This is a genomic window from Microbacterium altimontanum (assembly GCF_058349865.2).
On record NZ_JBYRJB020000004.1, the window covers coordinates 388,969 to 413,081 of the forward strand.

At 70.9% G+C, this 24,113-nt stretch carries 21 protein-coding genes; all 21 read left to right on the forward strand.

All coding sequences use genetic code 11. The features are described from left to right. The first annotated feature begins 51 nt into the window (after positions 1–51). The 21 genes from rpsD (at position 52) to pyrF (ending at position 24,111) form a co-directional block, all read left to right on the forward strand. Positions 52–681: a 30S ribosomal protein S4 gene (gene rpsD / locus AC3RX1_RS09310; RefSeq protein ID WP_491500946.1), complete on the forward strand. Its 630-nt coding sequence runs from the start codon at positions 52–54 to the stop codon at positions 679–681. Between the two features lie 129 nt (positions 682–810). After that, positions 811–1,080, forward strand: a complete 270-nt coding sequence (locus AC3RX1_RS09315) for an ATPase (RefSeq protein ID WP_491500947.1) — start codon at positions 811–813, stop codon at positions 1,078–1,080. Between the two features lie 84 nt (positions 1,081–1,164). Next, positions 1,165–3,825 (forward strand): alanine--tRNA ligase, encoded by a 2,661-nt coding sequence (gene alaS, locus AC3RX1_RS09320; RefSeq protein WP_491500948.1) that lies wholly within the window; start codon positions 1,165–1,167, stop codon positions 3,823–3,825. Then, positions 3,822–4,295, forward strand: coding sequence for a Holliday junction resolvase RuvX (gene ruvX / locus AC3RX1_RS09325; RefSeq protein WP_491500949.1), 474 nt, complete (start codon positions 3,822–3,824; stop codon positions 4,293–4,295). The genes alaS and ruvX overlap by 4 nt, the downstream gene beginning before the upstream one ends. Positions 4,296–4,297: 2 nt before the next feature. Then, positions 4,298–5,596, forward strand: coding sequence for an endolytic transglycosylase MltG (mltG, locus tag AC3RX1_RS09330; protein WP_491500950.1), 1,299 nt, complete (start codon positions 4,298–4,300; stop codon positions 5,594–5,596). Further along, complete coding sequence (locus AC3RX1_RS09335) at positions 5,566–6,423, forward strand: shikimate dehydrogenase (protein WP_491500951.1); 858 nt, start codon at positions 5,566–5,568, stop codon at positions 6,421–6,423. Before mltG ends, AC3RX1_RS09335 begins: the two co-directional genes overlap by 31 nt. A gap of 30 nt (positions 6,424–6,453) precedes the next feature. Further along, entirely contained in the window at positions 6,454–7,665 is a 1,212-nt protein-coding gene (gene aroC / locus AC3RX1_RS09340; RefSeq protein ID WP_491500952.1) for a chorismate synthase, read from the forward strand. Beyond that, the gene (locus AC3RX1_RS09345) at positions 7,662–8,201 is read left to right on the forward strand and encodes a shikimate kinase (RefSeq protein WP_491500953.1); all 540 of its coding nucleotides are present in this window, start codon (positions 7,662–7,664) and stop codon (positions 8,199–8,201) included. The genes aroC and AC3RX1_RS09345 overlap by 4 nt, the downstream gene beginning before the upstream one ends. Continuing rightward, on the forward strand, positions 8,198–9,280 hold the full coding sequence (gene aroB / locus AC3RX1_RS09350) for a 3-dehydroquinate synthase (protein ID WP_491500954.1): 1,083 nt from the start codon (positions 8,198–8,200) through the stop codon (positions 9,278–9,280). The genes AC3RX1_RS09345 and aroB overlap by 4 nt, the downstream gene beginning before the upstream one ends. Beyond that, positions 9,277–9,735 carry a type II 3-dehydroquinate dehydratase gene (locus AC3RX1_RS09355; RefSeq protein WP_491500955.1) on the forward strand — a complete coding sequence of 153 codons (459 nt, stop codon included), beginning with the start codon at positions 9,277–9,279 and terminating at the stop codon, positions 9,733–9,735. Before aroB ends, AC3RX1_RS09355 begins: the two co-directional genes overlap by 4 nt. Positions 9,736–9,874: 139 nt before the next feature. Further along, complete coding sequence (gene efp, locus AC3RX1_RS09360) at positions 9,875–10,435, forward strand: elongation factor P (RefSeq protein WP_491500956.1); 561 nt, start codon at positions 9,875–9,877, stop codon at positions 10,433–10,435. A gap of 19 nt (positions 10,436–10,454) precedes the next feature. Further along, positions 10,455–10,865 carry a transcription antitermination factor NusB gene (gene nusB, locus AC3RX1_RS09365; protein ID WP_491500957.1) on the forward strand — a complete coding sequence of 137 codons (411 nt, stop codon included), beginning with the start codon at positions 10,455–10,457 and terminating at the stop codon, positions 10,863–10,865. 10 nt (positions 10,866–10,875) lie between these two features. After that, positions 10,876–13,812, forward strand: coding sequence for a DEAD/DEAH box helicase (locus tag AC3RX1_RS09370; RefSeq protein ID WP_491500958.1), 2,937 nt, complete (start codon positions 10,876–10,878; stop codon positions 13,810–13,812). An 82-nt stretch (positions 13,813–13,894) separates the two neighbouring features. Further along, positions 13,895–15,463, forward strand: a complete 1,569-nt coding sequence (locus tag AC3RX1_RS09375; RefSeq protein ID WP_491500959.1) for a Rieske 2Fe-2S domain-containing protein — start codon at positions 13,895–13,897, stop codon at positions 15,461–15,463. 74 nt (positions 15,464–15,537) lie between these two features. Further along, complete coding sequence (gene pyrR / locus AC3RX1_RS09380) at positions 15,538–16,068, forward strand: bifunctional pyr operon transcriptional regulator/uracil phosphoribosyltransferase PyrR (protein ID WP_491500960.1); 531 nt, start codon at positions 15,538–15,540, stop codon at positions 16,066–16,068. Further along, positions 16,065–17,054, forward strand: coding sequence for an aspartate carbamoyltransferase catalytic subunit (locus AC3RX1_RS09385; protein ID WP_491500961.1), 990 nt, complete (start codon positions 16,065–16,067; stop codon positions 17,052–17,054). The genes pyrR and AC3RX1_RS09385 overlap by 4 nt, the downstream gene beginning before the upstream one ends. Further along, positions 17,051–18,346: a dihydroorotase gene (locus AC3RX1_RS09390; RefSeq protein WP_491500962.1), complete on the forward strand. Its 1,296-nt coding sequence runs from the start codon at positions 17,051–17,053 to the stop codon at positions 18,344–18,346. The genes AC3RX1_RS09385 and AC3RX1_RS09390 overlap by 4 nt, the downstream gene beginning before the upstream one ends. Then, positions 18,343–18,852, forward strand: a complete 510-nt coding sequence (locus AC3RX1_RS09395) for a PH-like domain-containing protein (RefSeq protein WP_491500963.1) — start codon at positions 18,343–18,345, stop codon at positions 18,850–18,852. The genes AC3RX1_RS09390 and AC3RX1_RS09395 overlap by 4 nt, the downstream gene beginning before the upstream one ends. After that, on the forward strand, positions 18,849–20,000 hold the full coding sequence (carA, locus tag AC3RX1_RS09400; protein WP_491500964.1) for a glutamine-hydrolyzing carbamoyl-phosphate synthase small subunit: 1,152 nt from the start codon (positions 18,849–18,851) through the stop codon (positions 19,998–20,000). The genes AC3RX1_RS09395 and carA overlap by 4 nt, the downstream gene beginning before the upstream one ends. Beyond that, positions 20,000–23,290, forward strand: coding sequence for a carbamoyl-phosphate synthase large subunit (gene carB / locus AC3RX1_RS09405; protein WP_491500965.1), 3,291 nt, complete (start codon positions 20,000–20,002; stop codon positions 23,288–23,290). The genes carA and carB overlap by 1 nt, the downstream gene beginning before the upstream one ends. Then, entirely contained in the window at positions 23,287–24,111 is an 825-nt protein-coding gene (gene pyrF, locus AC3RX1_RS09410) for an orotidine-5'-phosphate decarboxylase (protein ID WP_491500966.1), read from the forward strand. Before carB ends, pyrF begins: the two co-directional genes overlap by 4 nt. The last annotated feature ends 2 nt before the right edge of the window (positions 24,112–24,113 follow it).

Here is a 24,113-nt window from a genome sequence, read left to right on the forward strand (position 1 = left end):
ATACGTCCGCGAGCCGTGAAAGACACGGCCGCGTCATGGAAGGAACGCTTCGTGGTCACGAAGTCCCAGGACCGCCGCAAGGTCCGCCTCTCCCGCGCCCTCGGCGTGGCGCTCACCCCGAAGGCCGCGCGCTACCTCGAGAAGCGCCCCTACGGCCCCGGCGAGCACGGCCGCACCAAGCGCAAGGCCGACAGCGACTACGCCGTCCGCCTGCGCGAGAAGCAGCGTCTGCGCGAGCAGTACGGCATCCGCGAGAAGCAGCTGCAGATCGTCTTCAAGGAGGCCAAGCGCCAGGACGGCCTGACGGGTGAGAACCTCGTCGAGCTGCTCGAGATGCGCCTCGACGCCCTCGTGGTCCGCGCCGGCTTCGCCCGCACGACCGCGCAGGCCCGCCAGTTCGTCGTGCACCGGCACATCATGGTCGACGGCCAGATCGTCGATCGCCCGTCGTTCCGCGTGAAGCCGGGCCAGCTCATCCACGTCAAGCAGCGCAGCGAGGGCACCGAGCCGTTCCAGGTCGCAGCCGCCGGCGGCAACGCCGAGGTTCTTCCCCCGGTTCCCGGCTACCTCGAGGTCGAGCTCGACAAGCTGCAGGCGCGCCTCGTGCGTCGCCCGAAGCGCGCCGAGGTGCCCGTCACGTGTGACGTGCAGCTCGTCGTCGAGTACTACTCGGGCCGCTGATCCGGATCTGACCGGTCCGCGCATCCGCGGTATGTCCGGAAGGGCGTCGGGGCGACCCGACGCCCTTCCGGCATTTCCGCCTACGATGGGGAAGGTCGCGCCGCCGCCCGCGCGCGCGGAAGGGATGACATGAAGAAGCTCCTCTTGCTCCTGCTCGGTGTGGCCGGCGGTTTCGTGCTCGCCCACTACGTGAACAAGGACCCCCGCGGTCGCGAGGTGCTCGCCGAGATCGACGCCCGCATCGCCGAGTTCACCGATCGCATCGGCGACGCCTACCGCGAGCAGGAGACGCGGCTCTCCTCGGCCGTGAGTGAGGCGAAGGATGCCGCGGCCGACGCCGCGCGCAGCGCGACCGATGCGGTGTCCGCCGCCGTCAAGGACGCCGCCGCCGGCGCCTGAACCCCCTCCGCCCGCCCGCCCCGGCGCTTCCCCCTGCTGCGCGCAGAGCCTTGCCCTGCGCGATCCGATCCATGAAAGAACCGCATGAAGACCGCTGAGATCGCCCAGCGCTACCTCTCGTACTTCGAGAAGAACGACCACGTCATCGTCCCGTCCGCCTCGCTCGTCAGCGACGACCCGTCGATCATGTTCACGATCGCCGGCATGGTGCCCTTCATCCCCTACCTCAACGGGCTCGTTCCCGCGCCGTACCCGCGCGCCGCCGACGTGCAGAAGTGCATCCGCACCCTCGACATCGAGGAGGTCGGGCACACCGCCCGCCACGGCACGTTCTTCCAGATGCTCGGCAACTGGTCGTTCGGCGACTACTTCAAGGAAGGTGCGATCGGCTACGCCTGGGAGCTGTTGACCAGTGCGGAAGCCGACGGCGGGCTCGGCTTCGCGGAGCGCGACCTCTGGGTGACCGTCTACGACGACGATGACGAGGCCGCCGGGCTCTGGAAGCGGATCGCCGGCCTGCCGGACGAGCGCATCCAGCGGATGGGCAAAGAGGACAACTACTGGCACACCGGCCAGCCCGGGCCGGGCGGCCCCTGCTCCGAGATCTATGTCGACCGGGGACCGGCCTATGGCCGTGACGGCGGTCCGGCCGTCGACGACAGCCGTTTCACCGAGATCTGGAACCTCGTGTTCATGCAGGAGCAGATCACGAACGTGCGGTCGAAGACCGAGTTCGATGTGGTCGGGCCCCTGCCCAAGCGGAACATCGACACCGGGATGGGCCTGGAGCGCGTCGCGTTCCTCAAGCAGGGCGTCGAGAACATGTACGAGATCGACCAGGTGCGGCCCGTGCTCGACCGCGCCGTCGAGCTCAGCGGACGCCGCTACGGCGCCGAGCACGGCGACGACGTGCGCTTCCGGGTGATCGCCGACCACGTGCGGTCGTCGCTCATGCTCCTGAGCGACGGGGTCACCCCGTCGAACGAGGGCCGGGGCTACATCCTGCGGCGCCTCATGCGACGCACCGTGCGGGCGATGCGTCTGCTCGGCGTCGAGGGAGCGACCTTCCCCGAGCTGTTCGCCGCGTCACGTGACGCGATGAAGGATGCGTACCCTGTCGTCGCCGACGACTGGACGCGGATCTCCCGCTACGCGTTCGCGGAGGAGGAGACGTTCCTGCGCACCCTCGCCGCCGGCTCCACGATCCTCGATCTCGCGATCGACGAGACGAAGAAGGCGGGCGTGGCGGCCATCAGCGGATCGGAGGCGTTCCTGCTGCACGACACCTACGGCTTCCCGATCGACCTCACGCTCGAGGTCGCGCAGGAGGCGGGGCTCGATGTCGACCGCTCGGCGTTCGACACCCTCATGCAGGAGCAGAAGGCGCGCGCCAAGGCCGACGCCCGCTCGCGCAAGCGCGCCCTCGCAGACCAGAGCGTGTACCGCGAGTTCCGGGCGCTGGGGGAGACGGTCTTCACCGGCTACACCCATCTCGAGACACCCTCGACGGTGCTCGGCATCCTCGTCGACGGGGTTCCGGCTCAGCACGCGAGCCAGGGCCAGATCGCCGAGATCATCCTCGCCGAGACGGCGCTGTACGCGGAATCGGGCGGTCAGGTCGCCGACAAGGGCGCCATCGTCGGCCCCGGCTACGAGCTCGAGGTCCTCGACGTGCAGAAGCCGGTTCCCGGGCTCGTCAGCCACACCGTCGAGGTCACCCAGGGCGAGGTCGGCGTCGGCCAGCCGGCGACGAGTGTGGTGGATGCGTCCAACCGCCGTGCCGCCGCACAGGCGCATTCGGCGACCCACCTGGTGCACGCCGCGCTGCGCGACACGCTGGGCAAGTCGGCCACGCAGGCCGGCTCGCTCAACCGCGCCGGCTACCTGCGCTTCGACTTCGCCTGGGGCCAGGCGCTGTCGCCCGCGACGAAGAGCGAGATCGAGGAGATCGCCAACAACGCCGTCCGCGACAACCTGCAGGTCACCACGCGCGTCCTTCCGCTCGCCGAGGCGAAGGAGCTGGGCGCCATGGCGCTGTTCGGTGAGAAGTACGGGAACACCGTGCGCATGGTCGACATCGGCGGCCCGTGGTCCCGAGAGCTGTGCGCGGGAACGCACGTCTCCTCGAGCGCCGAGGTCGGCCTCATCAACCTCGTCGGCGAATCGTCGGTCGGCGCCTCGAACCGCCGGGTCGAAGCCCTCGTCGGCCTCGACGCGTTCCGGGACCTCGCCGCCGAGCGCACCATCGTCTCGCAGCTCACCAGCACGCTGAAGACACCGCGCGATCAGCTTCCCGCCCGCATCGCCGACCTCACCGCCCAGCTGAAGGCGGCGGAGAAGAAGATCGCGGCGTTCGAGGCGCAGGCCCTCGCCGGGCGCGTTCCGGCGCTCGCGGATGCCGCCGAACGCGTCGGAGGGCAGCGCCTCGTCGCCGCCTCGGTCGGCGCGGTCGGCTCGGCCGACGATGTGCGTTCGCTCGCCCTGCAGGTGCGCGAGCGCCTCGGCGCCGACGCCGCCGTGGTCGCACTCGGCGGCGTGGCAGGCGGCCGTCCGGTCGTCATCGTCGCCACGAACGACGCGGCCCGGGCGGCCGGCGTCAAGGCCGGCGCGCTCGCGAAGGCGGCCGCCGCGGCCCTCGGCGGCGGCGGCGGCGGACGCGACGACGTCGCACAGGGCGGCGGCGCCGACCCCGCGGCCCTGCCGGCGGCGCTGACCGCGGTGCGGGCGGGCCTGGAGGCCGCGTGAGCGATTTCCGCCGGGGGGCGCGCCTCGGCGTCGACGTGGGCAAGGCCCGTGTCGGCGTCGCACGGTGCGATCCCGACGGGATGCTCGCCGTCCCCGTCGAGACGGTGCCGCGCGAGGGCGACCCCATCCCGCGCATCGTCGAGCTCGCGCACGAGTACCACGCGTTCGAACTCATCGTCGGACTGCCCTTGAACATGAGCGGGCAGGACACCCCGTCGACCACGGACGCCCGGGAGTTCGCCGCGGCGCTGGCAGTGGCATCCGCCCTGCCCGTCCGCCTCGTCGACGAGCGGCTCAGCACCGTCAGCGCACACGCCGCTCTGCGCGGATCGGGCAGATCACAGCGTTCATCTCGTAGCATTGTGGACCAGGTCGCCGCTGTGGTCTTCCTCCAGCACGCCATCGACATCGAGAAGCGTACGGGTCGCCCGGCCGGAGACCTTCTCCCCCCAGCGCAGGAGCCCGCCTGACAATGCCCGATGACAGTGGTTCGAACGACGTGTCCACCGACGTCCCCCCGCCGTCGCGCCGCGCGGCGCGAGAGGCGGCCGCTCGTGCGGCTGCGCAGGACGCGCCGCAGCCGCAGGCCACTCCGGCCGCGCCCGCCCGGCCCTCGTTCGAGGACCTCTTCACGGGATCGGCGACGACCGACGCGCTCGGCGCACCGCCGCCGAAGAAGTCGAAGCGGCAGAAGCGGCGCGCGCGCTGGATCGCGTTCGCCGTGGTGCTCGTCGTGCTCGGCGGGATCGGCGCCGGCGGGCTGTACGTGTGGAACACGTACGAGGACAAGATCCGCTCCTTCATGGGCTGGGAGGAGCCGAAGGACTACGAGCCGGGCCTCGCGACGGGCGAGGCGCTCGTGACGATCGTCTCGGGCGACAACGGCGCCTCGGTGTCGAAATCCCTCGCGGCGGCCGGCGTCACCAAGACCTCCTCGGTGTTCTACGACATGCTCATCAGCTCCGGGCAGAGCCCGACCTTCTACCCGGGGGTCTACAAGCTGCAGAAGAAGATGACCGCCGCGGCGGCGCTCAAGGCGCTCGAGGACCCCGCCTCGAAGCTGGAGAACTCGGCGCTGCTGCCGGAGGGGCTCACCGAGGACGTCATCCTCAAGCGTCTCTCCGATGCCCTGAAGATCCCGCTCGCCGACTTCCAGGCCGCGGCCAAGGAGCCGTCGAAGTACGGGGTCAAGGCCAAGACCCTCGAGGGATGGCTCTTCCCGGCGATGTACGAGTTCCAGCCGGGCGTGACCGCGAGCGACGTGATCAAGACCATGGTCGACCGCACGGTGGCCTCGCTCGACGAGGCGAACGTGCCGGCGGCCGACCGGGAGCGCATCCTCACGATCGCGTCGATCATCCAGCGCGAGGCACGCGAGGAGAAGGACTTCTACAAGGTCTCGCGCGTCATCGAGAACCGGCTCGACCCCTCGAACAAGGAGACGTTCGGCAAGCTGCAGATGGACTCGACCGCCCAGTACGGCTACGGCGAGATGCACGACGGCACGGCGAGCTCCAGCAAGGCGGCGCTCGAGGACGACAACCCGTGGAATACGTACGTGCACACCGGTCTGCCGGTCGGCCCGATCTCCAACCCCGGCGACCAGGCGATCGACGCCGCGATGCATCCCACTCCGGGCCCGTGGCTCTACTTCGTCACGGTGAACCTCGACACGGGCAAGACGGTGTTCACGACGACATACGCCGAGCATCAGAAGGCCGTCGCGCAGTGGCAGCAGTGGTGCACGACGCACCCGGACTCGGGATGCTGACAGGCGACCGTCTCGCCGTCTGGGGCGACCCGATCGACCACAGTCTGTCGCCGCGTCTGCACGCCGCGGCCTATCGGGTGCTGGGCCTCGACTGGGAGTACGGGCGCCGGCGGGTGGACGCCGCCGGGTTCGCCGATGCCCTCGCCGGCCTCGACGGACGCTGGCGCGGCCTGTCGCTGACGATGCCGCTGAAGGGGGTGGCACGCGACGCGGCCCAGAGCCTCGACGACGCCGCCCGCCTCACGGGCGCGGTGAACACGCTGCTGCTCTCCGACACCGGGCCGCAGGGCTTCAACACCGACGTCGGGGGCATCGCCGCCGACCTTCGCGAGCACGGCTTCGACGGGATCGAGGCGGCCCGCATCGTGGGAGCCGGGGCCACCGCGACATCGGCCCTCGTCGGCCTCGCCGCGCTCGGCGTACGACGCGTGCACGTCACCGCGCGGCGTCCGCAGGCGGCGGCATCCCTCGTCCCGCTGGGCGAGTCGCTCGGCGTGACGGTCACGACCGGCGCCCTCTCCGACACGCTCGACCCGGTGCCTCTCACGTTCGCGACGCTGCCGGGCGGCGCGGAGGTCGCCGAGGGGACCGCCGACACGCTCGCCGCCCGCGGCGGCGTCCTGTACGACGTCGTCTACGGTCACTGGCCGACCGCGCTCGCCCGAGCGTGGGAGCGGCAGGGGAGCCGGGCGGTCCCCGGGATCGGGATGCTCGTGCACCAGGCGCTGCGGCAGGTGCGCGTGTTCTGCGGAGGCCGACCCGACCTCGAGGTTCCCGACGAGGAGGCAGTGCTGGCGGCGATGCGGGCATCCGTCATCGACGACTGACGGCCGCACGGGGCATGGGAGACTGGGAGGATGCTCCGCGTGCTCACCGCCGGCGAATCGCACGGCCCCGAACTCGTCGCCCTGATGGAGGGACTGCCGGCCGGCGTCCCGGTCTCACGCGAGGCGATCCAGGCCGACCTCGCCCGGCGCAAGCTCGGCTACGGGCGCGGGTCCCGCATGAAGTTCGAAGAGGACGAGCTCACGATCTCGGCGGGCGTGCGCTTCGGGCTGAGCATGGGAAGCCCGATCGCGCTGCGCATCGGCAACACCGAGTGGCCCAAGTGGACCGAGGTGATGAGCGCCGAGCCCGTGGAGCTCACCGAGCGCTCCCGCGGGCGGGGCGCGCCGCTGACCCGACCCCGGCCCGGCCACGCCGATCTCGTCGGCATGCAGAAGTACGGCTTCGACGAGGCACGTCCGATCCTCGAGCGGGCGAGCGCCCGCGAGACCGCCGCGCGCGTCGCCCTCGGCGCGATCGCGCGGGCGTTCCTCGGCGAGCTCGGCATCCGGCTGGTCAGCCACACGCTGTCGATCGGCCCGGTGCGCACGCCCGACGACGCCCCGCTGCCGGCGCCGGACGATGTCGCGGCACTCGACGCCGATCCGCTGCGCTGCTTCGACGCCGCCACCAGCGAGCGGATGGTGGCCGAGGTCGACGACGCCCGCAAGGCCGGCGACACGCTCGGCGGCATCGTCGAGGTGCTGGCGTACGGACTGCCGCCCGGGCTCGGCTCGCACGTGCAGTGGGACCGGCGCCTCGACGGACGGCTCGCGCAGGCGCTCATGAGCATCCAGGCGATCAAGGGCGTCGAGGTGGGCGACGGGTTCGAGACGACGCGGCGGCGCGGATCGGCCGCGCACGACGAGCTGTTCGTGGCGGAGGCCGGCATCACCCGCGCGAGCGACCGCGCCGGCGGCACGGAGGGCGGGATGTCGACCGGCACGCTCCTGCGCGTGCGCGCCGGAATGAAGCCCATCGCGACGGTGCCGCACTCGCTGCGCACCGTCGACGTCTCGACCGGCGACACCGCCTCGGCCCACCATCAGCGCTCGGACGTCTGCGCCGTGCCCGCCGCCGGCGTCGTGGCCGAGGCGATGGTCGCGATCGTGCTCGCGGAGGCCGTGCTGGAGAAGTTCGGCGGCGACAGCGTCGATGAGACGGCGCGGAACCTCGACGCGTACCTCGCCGCGATCCCGCCGACGCTGCGCACCGCCGCGGCGAGCGACACCGCGCTCGCATGACCGGTCGCAGCGTCGTGCTCATCGGCCCGATGGGCGCCGGCAAGACGAGCATCGGCCGCAAGACGGCGAAGGCGCTCGGCGTCGGCTTCTTCGACACCGACATCGCGATCGCCCGCGCGCACGGCCCGATCGCCGACATCTTCGCCAACGACGGGGAGGAGCGCTTCCGCGCCCTCGAGCGCGACGCGGTGCGCGAGGCCCTGGAGACCGACGGCGTCGTCGCGCTGGGCGGCGGCGCGGTCCTGCATCCCGACACGCGCGCCGATCTGGCCGCTCATCCGGTCGTGCTGCTGACCGTCGATCCGCGCACCGTCGCCGGTCGAATCCGCAACTCGGCCCGGCCCCTGCTGCAGGGGGACGACGCGATGGAGCGGTGGTCGCAGGTGGCGGCGGAGCGCGCCGACCTCTACGCGCAGCTCGCCGACGTGACGTTCGACACCTCCGCCGGCCACATTCGCGACATCGTCGCCGCGGTCGCAGACTGGGTGGGCAACGCATGGGCGCAGCGCGACGCGCGCCGGGAAGGAACATCATGACGGACCGCACGGTGATCACGGTGGCGGGCGAGCACCCGTACGACATCACAGTGGGGCGCGGCATCCTGCGCCAGACCCTTCCCGACGCGATTCCCGACGGCGCGCAGAAGGTGCTCATCGTGCACCAGCCGTCCCTCGCGACGGCCGCGGCGCAGCTGCGCGAGGACCTCGGCGAGACCGGCCTGCAGGTGCTGCTCGCGGAGATCCCCGACGCGGAGCCCGGCAAGCGCATCGAGGTCGCGTCGTTCTGCTGGCAGGTGCTCGGACAGGCCGACTTCACCCGCACCGACGTCATCGTCGGGTTCGGCGGCGGAGCGGTGACCGACCTCGCCGGCTTCGTCGCCGCGACATGGCTGCGGGGCGTCGCAGTCGTGCAGCTGCCGACGACTGTGCTCGCGATGGTCGACGCGGCGATCGGCGGCAAGACCGGGATCAACACGAACGAGGGGAAGAACCTCGTCGGCGCGTTCTGGCCCCCGAGAGCCGTGATCTGCGACCTCGACCTGCTCGACTCCCTGTCGGCGAACGAGCGCACCGCGGGATTCGCCGAGGTGGTCAAGGCGGGGTTCATCGCCCACCCCGAGATCCTCGACCTCATCGAGGCCGACCCGGTCGCGGTCGTCGACCCGACGAGCGACGCCTTCCGCCGCTGCATGGAGCTCGCGATCGGCATGAAGGCGCGCGTCGTGGGGGAGGATCTGCGCGAGGCGGGCCTGCGGGAGGTCCTCAACTACGGCCACACGCTCGGCCACGCGATCGAGTACGCCGAGCGCTACCAGTGGCGCCACGGCGCGGCGATCAGCGTCGGGATGATGTACGCCGCGGAGCTGTCCCGGCTGGCGGGCCGCCTCTCCGACGACGCGGTCGACCGGCATCGCCGCATCCTCACCGCTCTCGGTCTGCCGACGACGTATCGCGCCGGCGCCTGGCAGCAGCTGCTCGCGACGATGCGCCGCGACAAGAAGGCCCGCGGCAGCATGCTGCGCTTCATCGTGCTCGACGACATCGGCAAGCCGACCGTCATGCAGGCGCCCGACGAGTCGCTGCTGTTCGCCGCATACCAGGAGGTGGGACAGTGACCGTGCCACGTCGCCTGCTGCTGGTCAACGGGCCGAACCTCAACCTGCTCGGCACCCGCGAACCCGAGATCTACGGCACCGACACGCTCGCCGACGTCGTGCGGATCACGATGGATGCCGCGGCACGGCGTGGATTCGAGGTCCGCGCCGTGCAGAGCAACCACGAGGGAGTGCTGCTCGACGCGATCCACGACGCGCGTGCGGACTGCGCCGGCATCGTGATCAACCCCGGAGGGCTGACGCACACGTCCGTCGTCCTGCGCGATGCGCTGTCGGGCGTCGCGCTCCCGGTCGCCGAGGTGCACATCTCGGATGTGAACGCCCGCGAGGAGTTCCGACGGTTCTCCTATGTCAACGACGTCGCCATCGTGCACGTCGTGGGGGAGGGGGTCGCCGGATACGGCCGCGCCGTCGGCCTCCTGTGCGATGTCATCGCGGGGCAGGCGGAGGGCTGACCGGCCGCACCGCGGCCCCTCGCGCCGCCGCCAGCCCGCGACGACGCGCTCGTCCCGTAGAATCGACTGTCGGCCGCACGCCGGACGTGCGTGCGCACCCGTGCTCGCGAGAACCCTGAACGAAACGGAACACTGACACATGGCATCCACCGCAGACATCCGCAACGGCGTCGTCCTGAAGATCGACGGCCAGCTCTGGAGCGTCGTGGAGTTCCAGCACGTCAAGCCCGGCAAGGGCGGGGCGTTCGTGCGCACGAAGATGAAGAACGTCGTCTCCGGCAAGACGATCGACAAGACCTTCAACGCCGGCTCGAAGGTCGAGATCGAGAACGTCGACCGCCGCGACTTCACGTACCTCTACAGCGACGGCGACGGATTCGTCTTCATGGACGCCGCCGACTACGACCAGCTCACCGTCCCCGGCGTCGTCGTCGGCGACGCCAAGAACTTCATGCTCGAGAACCAGCTCGTCACGATCGCGCTGCACGACGGCAACCCTCTGTACGTCGAGCTCCCCGCGTCGGTCGTCCTCGAGATCACCTACACCGAGCCGGGCCTGCAGGGCGACCGCTCCTCGGCCGGCACGAAGGCCGCGACCGTCGAGACGGGCTACGAGATCCAGGTGCCGCTCTTCCTCGAGACCGGCACCAAGGTCAAGGTCGACACCCGCACCGGCGACTACCTCGGCCGCGTCAACTGAGCAGGTTCCGCCGGCAGCCATGAGCGCACGCACGAAGGCGCGCAAACGCGCGCTCGACATCCTGTTCCAGTCCGACGTCCGCGGCGACGAGATCGCGACGATCCTCGCCGCCGAGGCCAAGCGCGCGGCGAACGAGCCCGCCCGCGAGGCGTCGTGGCTGTACGCCCGGGAGATCGTCGACGGCATCATCGACAACCGCGAGGAGATCGACGAGCAGATCACCACATTCGCGAAGGACTGGTCGCTCGCCCGCATGCCCGCCGTCGACCGCGCGCTGCTGCGCATCGCCTCGTGGGAGATCCTCTTCAACGATGAGGTCCCCGCCGCCGTCGCGATCGACGAGGCGGTGGAGCTCGCGAAGGAGTTCTCCACCGACGAATCCGGCGCGTTCGTGCACGGAGTGCTCGCCCGCATCGCCCGCTCGTCCTGACGTCTCGGCCGTGAACGCCTCCTGGCGCGACCTGCTGTCGGCTTCGGCGGCCCGCACGTCCGACGCCGGCGCACCGCTCGCGCTCGGCGTCGAACTGCGGCACCGGCACTCCGGCGGGCTCGCGCAATGGGCCCCGCGCCGGGTGGAGACCGCCACCCCGCGGGGCACCGCCACGGCCGGCGGCGAGCTGCTCGTCGGGCTGCGCCCGCTCGCGCGCAGCCGGGCCACCGGAAGCTGGATCAAGGGCGACGTGTCGTGGGACGGCCTCCGCCGATACGGCCATCGCTTCGACCAGACCCACGTGCGGTGGCTGCTCGAGCTGCACAGCATCGCGCACGACGTGCGGTCGCTCGGTGCGTTCCCCGATGCGTCCGAGTGGCTCACGCTCGACGTCGTCGCCTCGACGCTGCTCTGGCCGCACCTGCGCACGGCAGCAGGGCTCGGCGTCGAGATCGTCGCCGCAGGCAAGGGGCAGCGCGTGCAGCTGGCGACGGATGCGGCGGCCACACTGGTGCTCTCGCGTGAACCCGCCGGCGGACTGGCGCTGACACCGCGCGTCGTCGTCGACGGACGCGAGCGGGAGCCGGCGCACGTGCGCACGGTCGGACGCACCGGCCTGTATACCTGGGACGTCGCACGCGGCACGATCGCGCTCACCCTCGCCGAAGCGCCGCTGAGCGAGCCGCTCGTCGCAGTCCTGGCGACCCCCGAAGGCCTCGTCGTGCCGCCGGGCGAGGCCGAGGAGTTCCTCCGCGTCGGGCTTCCCCGGCTCTCCCGCCGCTGCGAGATCGTCGCGGACGACGGCATCCGCATCCCCGATCCCGCACCGCCCGTGCTCGAGTTCACCGTCCAGTTCCGTCCCCGGGAGGTCGTCGACTACCACGTCGAGTGGTCGTACCCCGACGGACAGCGGCATCCCTTCGACGCCGACGGGTCGCCCGACCGCGACGCGGAGGCGGAGAGCGCGGTCCGCGCCCGGCTGGCGCACGTGTGGCACGATACCGCCGCCGTCCCGCTCGAGCCGCACTCGTCGCTGCGCGGCATCGAGGCCGCCGAGTTCGTCGCGCGCACCGTCCCGGCGCTGAAGGGACTCGAGGGCATCCGGGTGGTGACCAAGGGCCGCCCGCGCGCCTACCGGGAGCTCACCGGCGACCCGGAGATCACCGTCTCGACGGTGGAGAGCACCGACCCCGACTGGTTCGATCTCGGCGTCGTCGTGACGATCGACGGCCGACGCATCCCGTTCGAACCGCTGTTCACCGCCCTCGCGAAGCGCCGCGCGAAGCTGCTCCTCGTCGACGGGTCGTACTTCTCGCTCGCGCACCCGGCCCTCGACCGGCTGCGCGAACTGATCGACGAATCGGCCGATCTCGCCGAATGGGAGACCGGGCCGCGCATCAGCCGCTACCAGACGACGCTCTGGGAGGACTTCGAGGATCTCGCCGACGTGTCAGAACCCGCGGGGTCCTGGCGGGCCCTCGCCGACGGCCTCCGCGACGTCGACCGCATCGAGCCGACTCCGGCGCCCGCGGGCCTGCACGCGACGCTGCGCCCCTACCAGCAGAGCGGGTTCGACTGGCTCGCGTTCCTGTGGCGGCACCGCCTGGGCGGCATCCTCGCCGACGACATGGGGCTCGGAAAGACGCTGCAGGCCCTTGCGCTGCTCGCCCACCTGCGTGAGGCGGGCGAGCAGCGGCCGGTCCTCGTGGTCGCCCCGACCTCCGTTCTTCCCACGTGGCACAGCGAAGCCGAGCGGTTCACGCCCGACCTCGACGTGCAGATCGTCGACGCGACCCGGGCGCGCCGCGGCGCGCTCCCGGTCGCGGCAGACGTGATCGTCACGTCGTACACCCTGCTGCGCCTCGACGAAGCCGAGTTCGCCGACGTCGACTGGGCGGCCGTCGTCCTCGACGAGGCGCAGTTCGTGAAGAATCCTGCGACGAAGCTCCACCAGGCCGCGAAGAGTCTCAGGGCCGACGCGGTGTACGCGATCACCGGCACGCCGCTGGAGAACACGCTCACCGAGCTCTGGGCCCTGCTCTCCCTCGCGTCGCCGGGGCTGTTCCCGTCGGCGCGCCGCTTCCGGGAGGAGTACATCGGCCCGATCGAGAAGGGCAAGGTCCCCGAGAACCAGGAGGGCGCGCCCTTCCGCGCCGCGCGGCTGGGCCGATTGCGCCGCCGCGTGCGGCCCCTCATGCTCCGGCGCACGAAGGAGCGCGTCGCGACCGAGCTGCCGCCCAAGCAGGAGCAGATCCTCCCGATCGAGCTGACCCCGGCGCACCGCGCGATCTACGACACCGTGCTGCAGCGCGAGCGGCAGAAGGTGCTCGGTCTGCTGGAGGACCTCGACCGCAATCGCTTCATCGTGTTCCGCTCGCTGACGATGCTCCGCCTGCTCAGCCTCGCCCCGGTGCTCATCGACGAGACCGACGCCCGCGTTCCGTCGGCGAAGCTCGACGCACTCGTCGAGCATGTCGCGGAGCTTGCGAGCGAGGGCCACCGCTGCCTCGTCTTCAGCCAGTTCACGTCGTTCCTGCAGCTCGCCGCCGACCGGCTCGCCGCGGCGGGCATCGCCCACGAGTACCTCGACGGGTCCACGCGGCGCCGAGCCGACGTCATCGACGCGTTCCGCTCCGGCGACGCCCCCGTGTTCCTGGTGAGCCTGAAGGCCGGCGGGTTCGGTCTCACGCTCACGGAGGCCGACTACGTGTTCCTCCTCGATCCCTGGTGGAACCCGGCCGCGGAGTCGCAGGCCATCGACCGCACGCACCGGATCGGCCAGACCCGCAGCGTCTTCGTGTACCGGATGATCGCGACCGGCACGATCGAGGAGAAGGTGCTCGCCCTGCAGCAGCGCAAGGCCCGGCTGTTCCGGTCCGTGATGGACGACGACGATCTGTTCGCGCAGACGCTCACGGCCGACGACATCCGCGAGCTCTTCGACTGACCGGGATCGTCACGGCGTTCCCCAGGATGCCCCGACTCGGTGCCGCGTAGACTCGTGGGTCGAGTCATCCTGGAGGAGTTTCATGCGGATCACCGGCCTCGGCCACGCGGGAATGTTCATCGAGACCGCCGGCGGCAGCATCATCTGCGACCCCGTCATCGGGCCGAGCTTCTACGGCTCGTGGTTCCCGTTCCCCGACAACCGCGGGCTCGACTGGGAGCGCTTCGGCAACGCCGACTTCCTGTACATCTCGCACCGCCACCGCGATCACTTCGATCCGCTGCTCTTACAGCGGTACATCCGCAAGGACATCCCGGTGCTGCTGCCCGACTATCCGACCGACGACCTCGAAGACGACATCCGACGCCTGGGCTACACCAACATCGTCTACACGCAGGCGGGTGTACCGCTGGAGTTCGGTGCGCTGAAGCTCATGATCACCCCGCTGCGCGCGCCGAGCGACGGTCCGATCGGCGACTCGTCGCTCTCGGTCGACGACGGCACCGCCAGCGTCCTGAACCAGAACGACTCGCACCCGCTCGACCTCGAGAAGCTGCTCGGCTTCTCGAAGCCGCAGGCGTACTTCACGCAGACCTCCGGCGCCATCTGGTGGCCGATGGTCTACGACCTGCCGCAGGAGGCGAAGCAGAACTTCGCCCGCCTCAAGCGCGACGCGCAGAACAAGCGGGCGATGTACTACATCGAGAAGGTCGACGCCGAGCACGTGTTCCCCATGGCGGGGCCGCCCATGTTCCTGCGCGACGAGCTGTTCCGGTTCAACGGCTGGGGGCAGCAGGACGACGCGATCTTCACCGACCAGGCGCAGTTCCTCGAGCACATGGCCCTCGAGCGACCGGAGCAGAAGGGCTACCTCTTCGTCCCGGGAACGCAGGTCGACCTGAACGACGGTGAGATCTCGATCACCCAGACGCTGTACACCGATGCCGAGATCGACCGGATGTTCCACGACAAGTTGAGCTACCTCGAGGAGCAGCGCGCAAGCCGCCAGCAGGAGCTGCGCGACGAAGAGGCATCCCGCGCCGCCGTGCTCCAGCCCGCCGAGATGCTCGCCGAGCTGAAGGCATGGTGGGAGCCGCTCCTGCGCAAGTCGCGCACGATCCGGCTGGGCGTCGGGGGGCCGGTCCGCATGACGATCGGCGAACTCGATCTCGTCGTCGACTTCCCGAAGGCGAAGGTGCGCGAGTACGCCGGCGAGGACTGCGAGTTCTGGTACACCATCCCCGCCGACCTGGTCTCGACGAACATCCGCGACCACGAGATCGACTGGTCGAACTCGATCTTCCTGTCGATGCAGTTCACCGCGGGACGCAAGGGCAAGTTCAACGAGTTCATCTACACGTTCTTCAAGTGCCTGTCGAACGACCGCATCGAGTACGTGGAGAACTGGTACTCGGAGCAGAGCGACACGAGCGAAGACGTGCAGCTGGGCGAATGGATGGTGCAGCGCCGCTGTCCCCACCTGCGCGCCGACCTCTCGAAGACCGGCAAGATCGAGGACGGCGTGCTCACCTGCAGCATGCACGACTGGAAGTGGGACCTCGCCACCGGCCGCTGTCTCACGACGCAGGGTCACCCGATCCGCTCCGAGCAGTGCCCGGTCTCCGAGGAGGCGCTGCGTCCGGCCGGCTGAGGCGCCGCCGCCCGGTAGACTGATCGGGCAAGCAACCTTTAACCCCGTCCCGTGAGGCGGAGAAGGGAGCGGCGATGAGCACGCGCACCGTGCTGTACGACGCCGATATATCGCGCGCATTGACGCGGATCTCGCACGAGATCCTGGAGTCGAACAAGGGCGCGCACGACCTCGTCATCCTCGGCATCCCGACCCGCGGCGTCACCCTGGCGCAGCGTCTGGCGACGCTCGTCGCCAAGGTCGCCGGAGCCGACGTCCCGGTCGGGGCGCTCGACGTGACGATGTACCGGGACGACCTGCACCGGCATCCCACCCGCGCGCCGCAGCCGACGCAGATCCCGTCGGGCGGCATCGACGGGAAGACGGTCGTGCTCGTCGACGACGTGCTCTTCTCCGGTCGGAGCATCCGCGCCGCCCTCGACGCGCTCCAGGACATCGGCCGGCCCGCGGCCGTCCGGCTGGCGATCCTCGTCGACCGCGGCCACCGCGAGCTGCCGATCCGGCCCGACTTCGTCGGCAAGAACCTGCCGAGCTCGCGGGAGGAGCGGGTGAACGTGCGCCTCGCCGAGATCGACGGCGCCGAAGAGGTGACGATCGAGTCATGAGGCACCTCCTCGACACCAAGACCCTCGGCCGCGATGACGCCCTGCAGATCCTCGATGTCGCCGAAGACATGGCCGACACGCAGCAGCGCGAGGTCAAGAAGCTGCCGACGCTGCGCGGCAAGACCGTCGTGAACCTCTTCTTCGAGGACTCCACACGCACGCGCATCTCGTTCGAGGCGGCCGCGAAGCGCCTGTCCGCCGACGTCATCAACTTCTCGGCGAAGGGCTCGTCGGTCTCGAAGGGCGAGTCGCTGCAGGACACGGCGCAGACCCTGCAGGCGATGGCCGCCGACGCCGTCGTGATCCGGCACGGCGCCTCCGGCGCACCGCGCACGCTCGCCACGAGCGGCTGGATCAGCGCCGGCGTCGTGAACGCGGGCGACGGCACCCACGAGCACCCCACTCAGGCGCTCCTCGACGCGTTCACGATGCGCAAGCGGCGCTACGGCGCCGACAGCCGGGGCCGCGACCTCGACGGGATGCGTGTGACGATCGTCGGCGACATCCTGCACTCGCGCGTCGCACGCTCCAACGTCTGGCTGCTGCACACCCTCGGCGCCCAGGTGACGCTCGTCGCACCGCCGACGCTGGTGCCGCAGGATGTCTCGGCCTGGCCGGTGCAGGTCGGGTACGACCTCGACGAGGCGGTCGCCGCCGGCCCCGACGCGCTCATGATGCTGCGCATCCAGGCGGAGCGCATGCACGCCGCGTATTTCCCGAACGAACGGGAGTATTCCCGCAGCTGGGGTCTCGACCCGGAACGGTTCGCCGCGCTGCCGGAGAGTACGATGGTCATGCATCCCGGTCCCATGAACCGTGGCTTGGAGATCTGCGCGCAGGCAGCGGACTCGCCCCGGTCAACCGTGCGCGACCAGGTGACCAATGGAGTGTCGGTGCGCATGGCTGCGCTCTACCTGCTGCTGGCGGGGGAGCGGAGCGTCGATGCGTCCACCGGCGGACAGACGCAGAAGGAGGACGCACGATGACCGAGGTCCTCCTGTTCCGCGGCGCGCGCATCGACGGCGGCGACCCGGCCGACATCCTGATTGCCGACGGGCGCATCACCGAGACCGGCACGGGGCTCTCGCACGCCGGCGCCCGCGTCGTCGACGCCGACGGTCTCATCGCCCTGCCCGGGCTCGTCGACCTCCACACGCATCTGCGCGAACCCGGCTACGAAGCGTCCGAGACGGTCCTCACCGGCTCGAAGGCCGCGGCCGCGGGCGGTTACACCGCCGTGTTCGCGATGCCGAACACCTCGCCCGTCGCCGACACCGCGGGCGTCGTGGAGCAGGAGCTGGCCCTCGGCGAGGCCGCCGGCCTCGTGACGGTGCAGCCCATCGGCGCCGTGACCGTCGGGCAGAAGGGCGAGCGGCTCGCCGAACTCGGCGCCATGGCCTCGTCCCGTGCCCGGGTGCGGGTGTTCAGCGACGACGGGTTCTGCGTCTGGGACCCGCTCATCATGCGCCGGGCGCTCGAGTACGTGAAGGCGTTCGACGGTGTGATCGCGCAGCATGCGCAGGACCCCCGGCTCACCGAGGGCGCGCAGATGAACGAAGGCACGGTATCCGCCGAGCTCGGCCTCGCCGGCTGGCCCGCCGTGGCCGAGGAGTCGATCATCGCCCGCGACGTGCTCCTCGCCGAGCACGTCGGCTCGCGGCTGCACGTCTGCCACCTGTCCACGGCGGGCTCGGTCGACATCATCCGCTGGGCGAAGAAGCGCGGCATCGCCGTCACGGCCGAGGTCACGCCGCACCACCTCCTCCTCGACGAGGAGCTCGTGCGCGGCTACGACGCGCGGTACAAGGTGAACCCGCCGCTGCGCCGTCGCGAGGACGTGCAGGCGGTGCGCGAAGGACTCGCCGACGGGACGATCGACATCGTCGCGACCGACCACGCACCGCACCCGGCCGAGGCGAAGTCCTGCGAATGGCAGGCCGCCGCCAACGGGATGGTCGGGCTCGAATCGGCGCTGCGCGTCGTGCACGCCGCCATGGTCTCCACCGGGCTTCTCGACTGGGCGGACGTCGCCCGCGTCATGTCGCGAACCCCGGCCCGCATCGGCCGCCTCGCCGGGCACGGCAGGCCCATCGAGGCCGGAGAGCCCGCCGAGCTCACGTTCTACGACCCGGAGGCGGGCGGCGCCTTCACCTCTGTCGACCTGCACGGCCGGAGCGACAACTCGCCGTACCTCGGGCGGGAACTGCCCGGCAGCGTCCGGTGGACGGTGCACGGCGGCCGTGTCACGATCGACGACGGGGCGGAGGGCCGCGCATGAACCAGCAGACCTCCGTGCTCATCGTCGTCGCCCTCGCGGTGGTGCTGATCGCGCTCATGGCGTGGGGTTGGATCCGACGAACCAGGCGCGACGCCCAGCCGCTCACCGGCACGCGCGCGCTGCCCGACGGCGCCGACGTGATCGCCGTGCACGAGGGACTGTACGTCGCCACCACCCGCGCCGGGGAGCCGCTGCAGCGCATCGCCGCACCGGGACTGCGCTTCCGTTCGCGCGCCGTGATCACGGTGGCCGACGCCGGCGTGGCGCTCGACCTTCCCGGCCAGGACCGCCTCGTCGTGCCCGCCGAGCGCATCGACGACGTCGGCCAGGCCACCGTCGCGATCGACCGCGTCGTGGAGAGGGACGGACTCGTCAGGCTCACCTGGCGCACCGACCCCGGCACGACCGTCGACACCTATCTCAGACCGCAGGACGTCTCCGCCAAGACCCTGGCCGACGACATCCGCACCCTCATCACGAACCACCGGACAGGATCCGCCGCATGACTGTGAACACCGACCCCGCCGTGCTCGTCCTCGAGGACGGCACGCGCCACCGCGGCCGCGCCTACGGCGCGCGCGGCACCTCCCTCGGCGAAGTCGTCTTCTCGACCGGGATGACCGGGTACCAGGAGACCCTCACCGACCCCTCGTACGCCGGCCAGATCGTGCTGCAGACCGCGCCGCACATCGGCAACACCGGCATGAACGACGAAGACCCCGAATCGCGGCGCATCTGGGTCGCCGGCTACATCGTGCGCGACCCGTCCCGCGTCGTGTCGAACTGGCGGGCGAACACGTCGCTCGACGACGCGCTCGTCGAGGACGGCATCGTCGGCATCAGCGGCGTCGACACCCGCGCGGTGACCCGCCACATCCGCTCCGCCGGAAGCATGCGCGGCGGGATCTTCTCCGGCGACGCCGCCGCGCTCGACCCCGACGAGCAGGTGCGCATCGTGCGCGAAGCGCCCGCGATGGCCGGCCGGAACCTGTCGGCCGCCGTGTCGGTGGCCGAGGCGTCCGTCGTCCCGGCGCGGGGAGAGCGTATCGGCGCCGTCGCGCTGATCGACCTCGGGATCAAGCAGGCGAGTATCGAGAACCTCGCCGCCCGCGGCTTCGACGTGCACGTGCTGCCGCACGACGCGACGTACGAGCAGATCCGGGATGCCGGCGTCGACGCGGTGTTCTACTCCAACGGCCCCGGCGACCCCGCCACCGCCGACGAGCAGGTGACGCTGCTGCGCCGCGTGCTCGACGACCGCACGCCGTTCTTCGGCATCTGCTTCGGCAACCAGCTGCTCGGCCGCGCTCTCGGATTCGGCACCTACAAGCTGCCGTTCGGCCACCGCGGCATCAATCAGCCCGTGCTCGACAAGCACACGGGCCGCGTCGAGATCACCGCGCACAACCACGGCTTCGCCGTCGACGCGCCGCTCGACGGACCGGTCGAGAGCCCCGCCGGCTACGGCCGTGTCGAGGTCAGCCACGTCGGCCTGAACGACAGCGTCGTCGAGGGACTGCGCGCCCTCGACATCCCCGCCTTCTCGGTGCAGTACCACCCCGAAGCCGCGGGCGGTCCGCATGACGCCAACTACCTCTTCGACCGCTTCCGCGAGATGGTCATCGCGCACCTCGAGAACAAGGACAACAACTGATGCCCAAGCGCGACGACATCCGCTCCGTCCTCGTCATCGGGTCCGGCCCGATCGTCATCGGCCAGGCCTGCGAGTTCGACTACTCCGGCACCCAGGCGTGCCGCGTGCTGCGCGCCGAGGGCGTGCGGGTCATCCTGGTCAACTCCAATCCGGCCACGATCATGACCGACCCCGACTTCGCCGACGCGACGTACATCGAGCCGATCACCCCCGAGGTCATCGAGACGATCATCGCGAAGGAGAAGCCCGACGCGATCCTGCCCACCCTCGGCGGCCAGACGGCGCTGAACGCCGCGATGGCGCTGCACGAGCAGGGCATCCTCGCCAAGTACGACGTCGAGCTCATCGGCGCCAAGCCCGACGCGATCGAGAAGGGCGAGAACCGGCAGATCTTCAAGGAGCTCGTGCTCGAGGCGGGGGCGGATGTCGCGGCCAGCGTGATCTGCCACACGATGGACGAGCTGCTCGCCGGAGCCGAGAAGCTCGGCTACCCGCTCGTCGTGCGGCCGAGCTTCACGATGGGCGGACTCGGCTCGGGCTTCGCCTACGACGAGGAGGACCTCCGCCGCATCGGCGGCGCCGGGCTGCACGACTCGCCGACGAACGAAGTGCTCCTGGAGGAGTCGATCCTCGGCTGGAAGGAGTACGAGCTCGAGCTCATGCGCGACGGCGCCGACAACACCGTCGTGGTCTGCTCCATCGAGAACGTCGACCCGGTCGGCGTGCACACCGGTGACTCCATCACCGTCGCCCCGGCGCTGACGCTGACCGACCGCGAGTACCAGAAGCTGCGCGACATCGGTATCGAGATCATCCGCCGCGTGGGCGTGGACACGGGGGGCTGCAACATCCAGTTCGCCGTCGACCCCGCCACCGGCCGCATCATCGTGATCGAGATGAACCCGCGCGTGTCGCGCTCGTCGGCGCTCGCGTCGAAGGCCACCGGCTTCCCGATCGCGAAGATCGCCGCGAAGCTCGCGATCGGCTACCGGCTCGACGAGATCCCGAACGACATCACGCGGGTGACCCCGGCGAGCTTCGAGCCCACGCTCGACTACGTCGTCGTGAAGGTGCCGCGGTTCAACTTCGAGAAGTTCCCCGCGGCCGACACGACCCTGACGACCACGATGAAGTCGGTGGGCGAGGCGATGGCGATCGGGCGCAACTACACGACCGCGCTGCAGAAGGCGCTGCGGTCGCTGGAGAAGCGCGGCTCGAGCTTCCACTGGGGCGACCAGACGCGTTCCGTCGACGAGCTCATCGAACAGGCGAAGACCCCGACCGACGGCCGGATCATCCTCATCCAGCAGGCGCTGCGCTTCGGCGCGACCGTCGAGCAGCTCTTCGACGCGACGGCGATGGACCCCTGGTTCCTCGACCAGATCGCGCTCATCAACGAGGTCGCCGACGCGGTGCGCGCCGCCGGCGAACTGGATGCCGCTACTCTGCGCCTCGCGAAGGAGCACGGCTTCAGCGACGCACAGATCGCCCAGCTGCGGGGTCTCGACGAGGCAGAGGTGCGCGGCGTCCGCCACGGGCTCGACGTGCGGCCCGTCTACAAGACCGTCGACACGTGCGCGGGGGAGTTCCCGGCCCTCACGCCGTATCACTACTCGAGCTATGACGCCGAGACCGAGGTGGAGGCCTCCGACCGGACGAAGGTCGTCATCATCGGCTCGGGGCCGAACCGGATCGGGCAGGGCGTGGAGTTCGACTACTCCTGCGTGCACGCGTCGTTCGCGCTGGCCGACGCCGGCTTCGAGACGATCATGGTCAACTGCAACCCCGAGACGGTCTCGACCGACTACGACACCAGCGACCGCCTCTACTTCGAGCCGCTCACCCTCGAAGACGTACTCGAGGTGCTGCACGCCGAGTCGGCGTCGGGGGAGATCCTCGGCGTGATCTGCCAGCTCGGCGGCCAGACGCCCCTGGGCCTCGCGAAGGGCATCGAGGACGCCGGGTACACGATCCTCGGCACGAGCCCCGAGGCGATCGACCTCGCCGAGGAGCGCGGCCTGTTCAGCGGAATCCTCGACGCGGCGGGGCTCGTCGCGCCGCGTCACGGCACCTCCGTCGACGAGGCGGGCGCCGTCGCGGTCGCCGAGGAGATCGGCTACCCGGTGCTGGTGCGGCCGAGCTTCGTGCTCGGCGGCCGGGGCATGGAGATCGTCTACGACACGCCCAGCCTCCGCGACTACTTCGTGCGGATCGGCGATCAGGCGATCATCGGGGAGGGAAAGCCGCTGCTCGTCGACCGCTTCCTCGACGACGCCGTGGAGATCGACGTCGACGCCCTCTACGACGGTGAGGAGCTCTACATCGGCGGGATCATGGAGCACCTCGAGGAGGCCGGCATCCACTCCGGCGACTCGAGCTGCGCCCTGCCGCCGATGAGCCTCGGTCGCACCGAGATCGACCGCGTGCGCGACGCGACGCGCGGCATCGCCGCGGGCGTCGGCGTGCGGGGACTGCTCAACGTGCAGTTCGCCGTCTCGGCCGGGGTGCTGTACGTCATCGAGGCCAACCCGCGTGCCAGCCGCACGGTGCCGTTCGTCTCGAAGGCCCTGGGAACGCCGCTCGCGAAGGCCGCCGCCCGCATCATGGCCGGCGCCACGATCGCCGAGCTGCGCGCCGAGGGCATGCTTCCGGCCGCCGGCGACGGCTCCACGGTGCCGATGGACGCGCCGGTCGCGGTCAAGGAGGCGGTGCTCCCGTTCAAGCGCTTCCGCACCGCCGAGGGCAAGACCGTAGACTCGGTGCTCGGCCCTGAGATGCGCTCGACCGGGGAGGTCATGGGCTTCGACCGCGACTTCCCGACCGCGTTCGCCAAGAGCCAGGCGGCGGCGTACGGCGGCATCCCGCGCCAGGGCACCGTCTTCATCTCGGTGGCCGACGACGACAAGCGCGCCGTGATCCTGCCCGCCCACCGCCTCCAACAGATGGGCTATACGCTCCTGGCCACCGAGGGCACCGCCGAGATCCTGAGCCGCAACGGCATCGAGGTGACGGTGGTGCGCAAGTACAGCGACGGCGCGGCCGACGGGCAGCCGACCGTCGTCGACCTCATCGACCAGGGCGCGATCGACATCGTCGTGAACACCCCGAGCGGCATGTCGGCGCGCGCCGACGGCTACGAGATCCGCGCCACGGCCGTCGCCGCGGACAAGGCGCTGTTCACGACGATCGCCACGCTCGGCGCCGCCGTGACCGCGCTCGACGCCACCGGCGACGGGTTCGGCGTCCGCAGCCTGCAGGAGTACGCCGCCGACCGGGCGGTGCCGGCGTGAGCTCGTTCGGCGCGCGACTGCGCGCCGGGCTCGCGGCGCACGGTGGTCTGTGCGTCGGCATCGACCCGCACGGCGAGCTGCTGCGGGCGTGGGGGCTGGATGCGTCGGCCGACGCCGCGCGCACGTTCGGGCTGCGCGTGGTCGAGGCGGCCGCGGGCCGCGTCGCGGTCGTGAAGCCGCAGGTCGCGTTCTTCGAGCGCTTCGGCGCGGCCGGGCTCGCGGCGCTCGAGGACGTCATCCGTGCCGCCCGCGACGCGGGGCTGCTCGTGCTCGCCGACGCCAAGCGCGGCGACATCGGCTCGACGATGCGCGCCTACGCCGAGGCATGGCTGGCTCCCGGGGCTCCCCTCGAGGCCGACGCCGTCACCGTGAGCCCGTACCTCGGCGTCGGCACGCTGCGCGAGACGGCCGAGCTCGCCCTGGCGAACGACAAGGGCGTGTTCGTGCTCGCCGCCACGAGCAACCCGGAGGCGGCGCTGCTGCAGCAGGCGGTCGACGCCGACGTCCGGCCGGTCGCGGCCGAGGTCGCGGGGTCGGTGCGCTCCTTCGAGGACTCGGGCGACGGATGGCGCAGCATCGGGCTCGTCGTGGGCGCGACGGTCGACCGGACGGCGTTCGGCCTCACCGACGACCTGCTCGAGGGGATGCCCCTTCTCGCTCCGGGTTTCGGACATCAGGGGGCGCAGCTGGCAGACTGTTCCGCGCTGTTCGGTGCGCTCACGCCGCACGTGCTCGCGAGCGCGAGCCGCAGCATCCTCTCCGCAGGACCGGACGGCCTGGTCGAGGCGATCTCGAACCACCACAGCGAACTGGAGGCATGAAC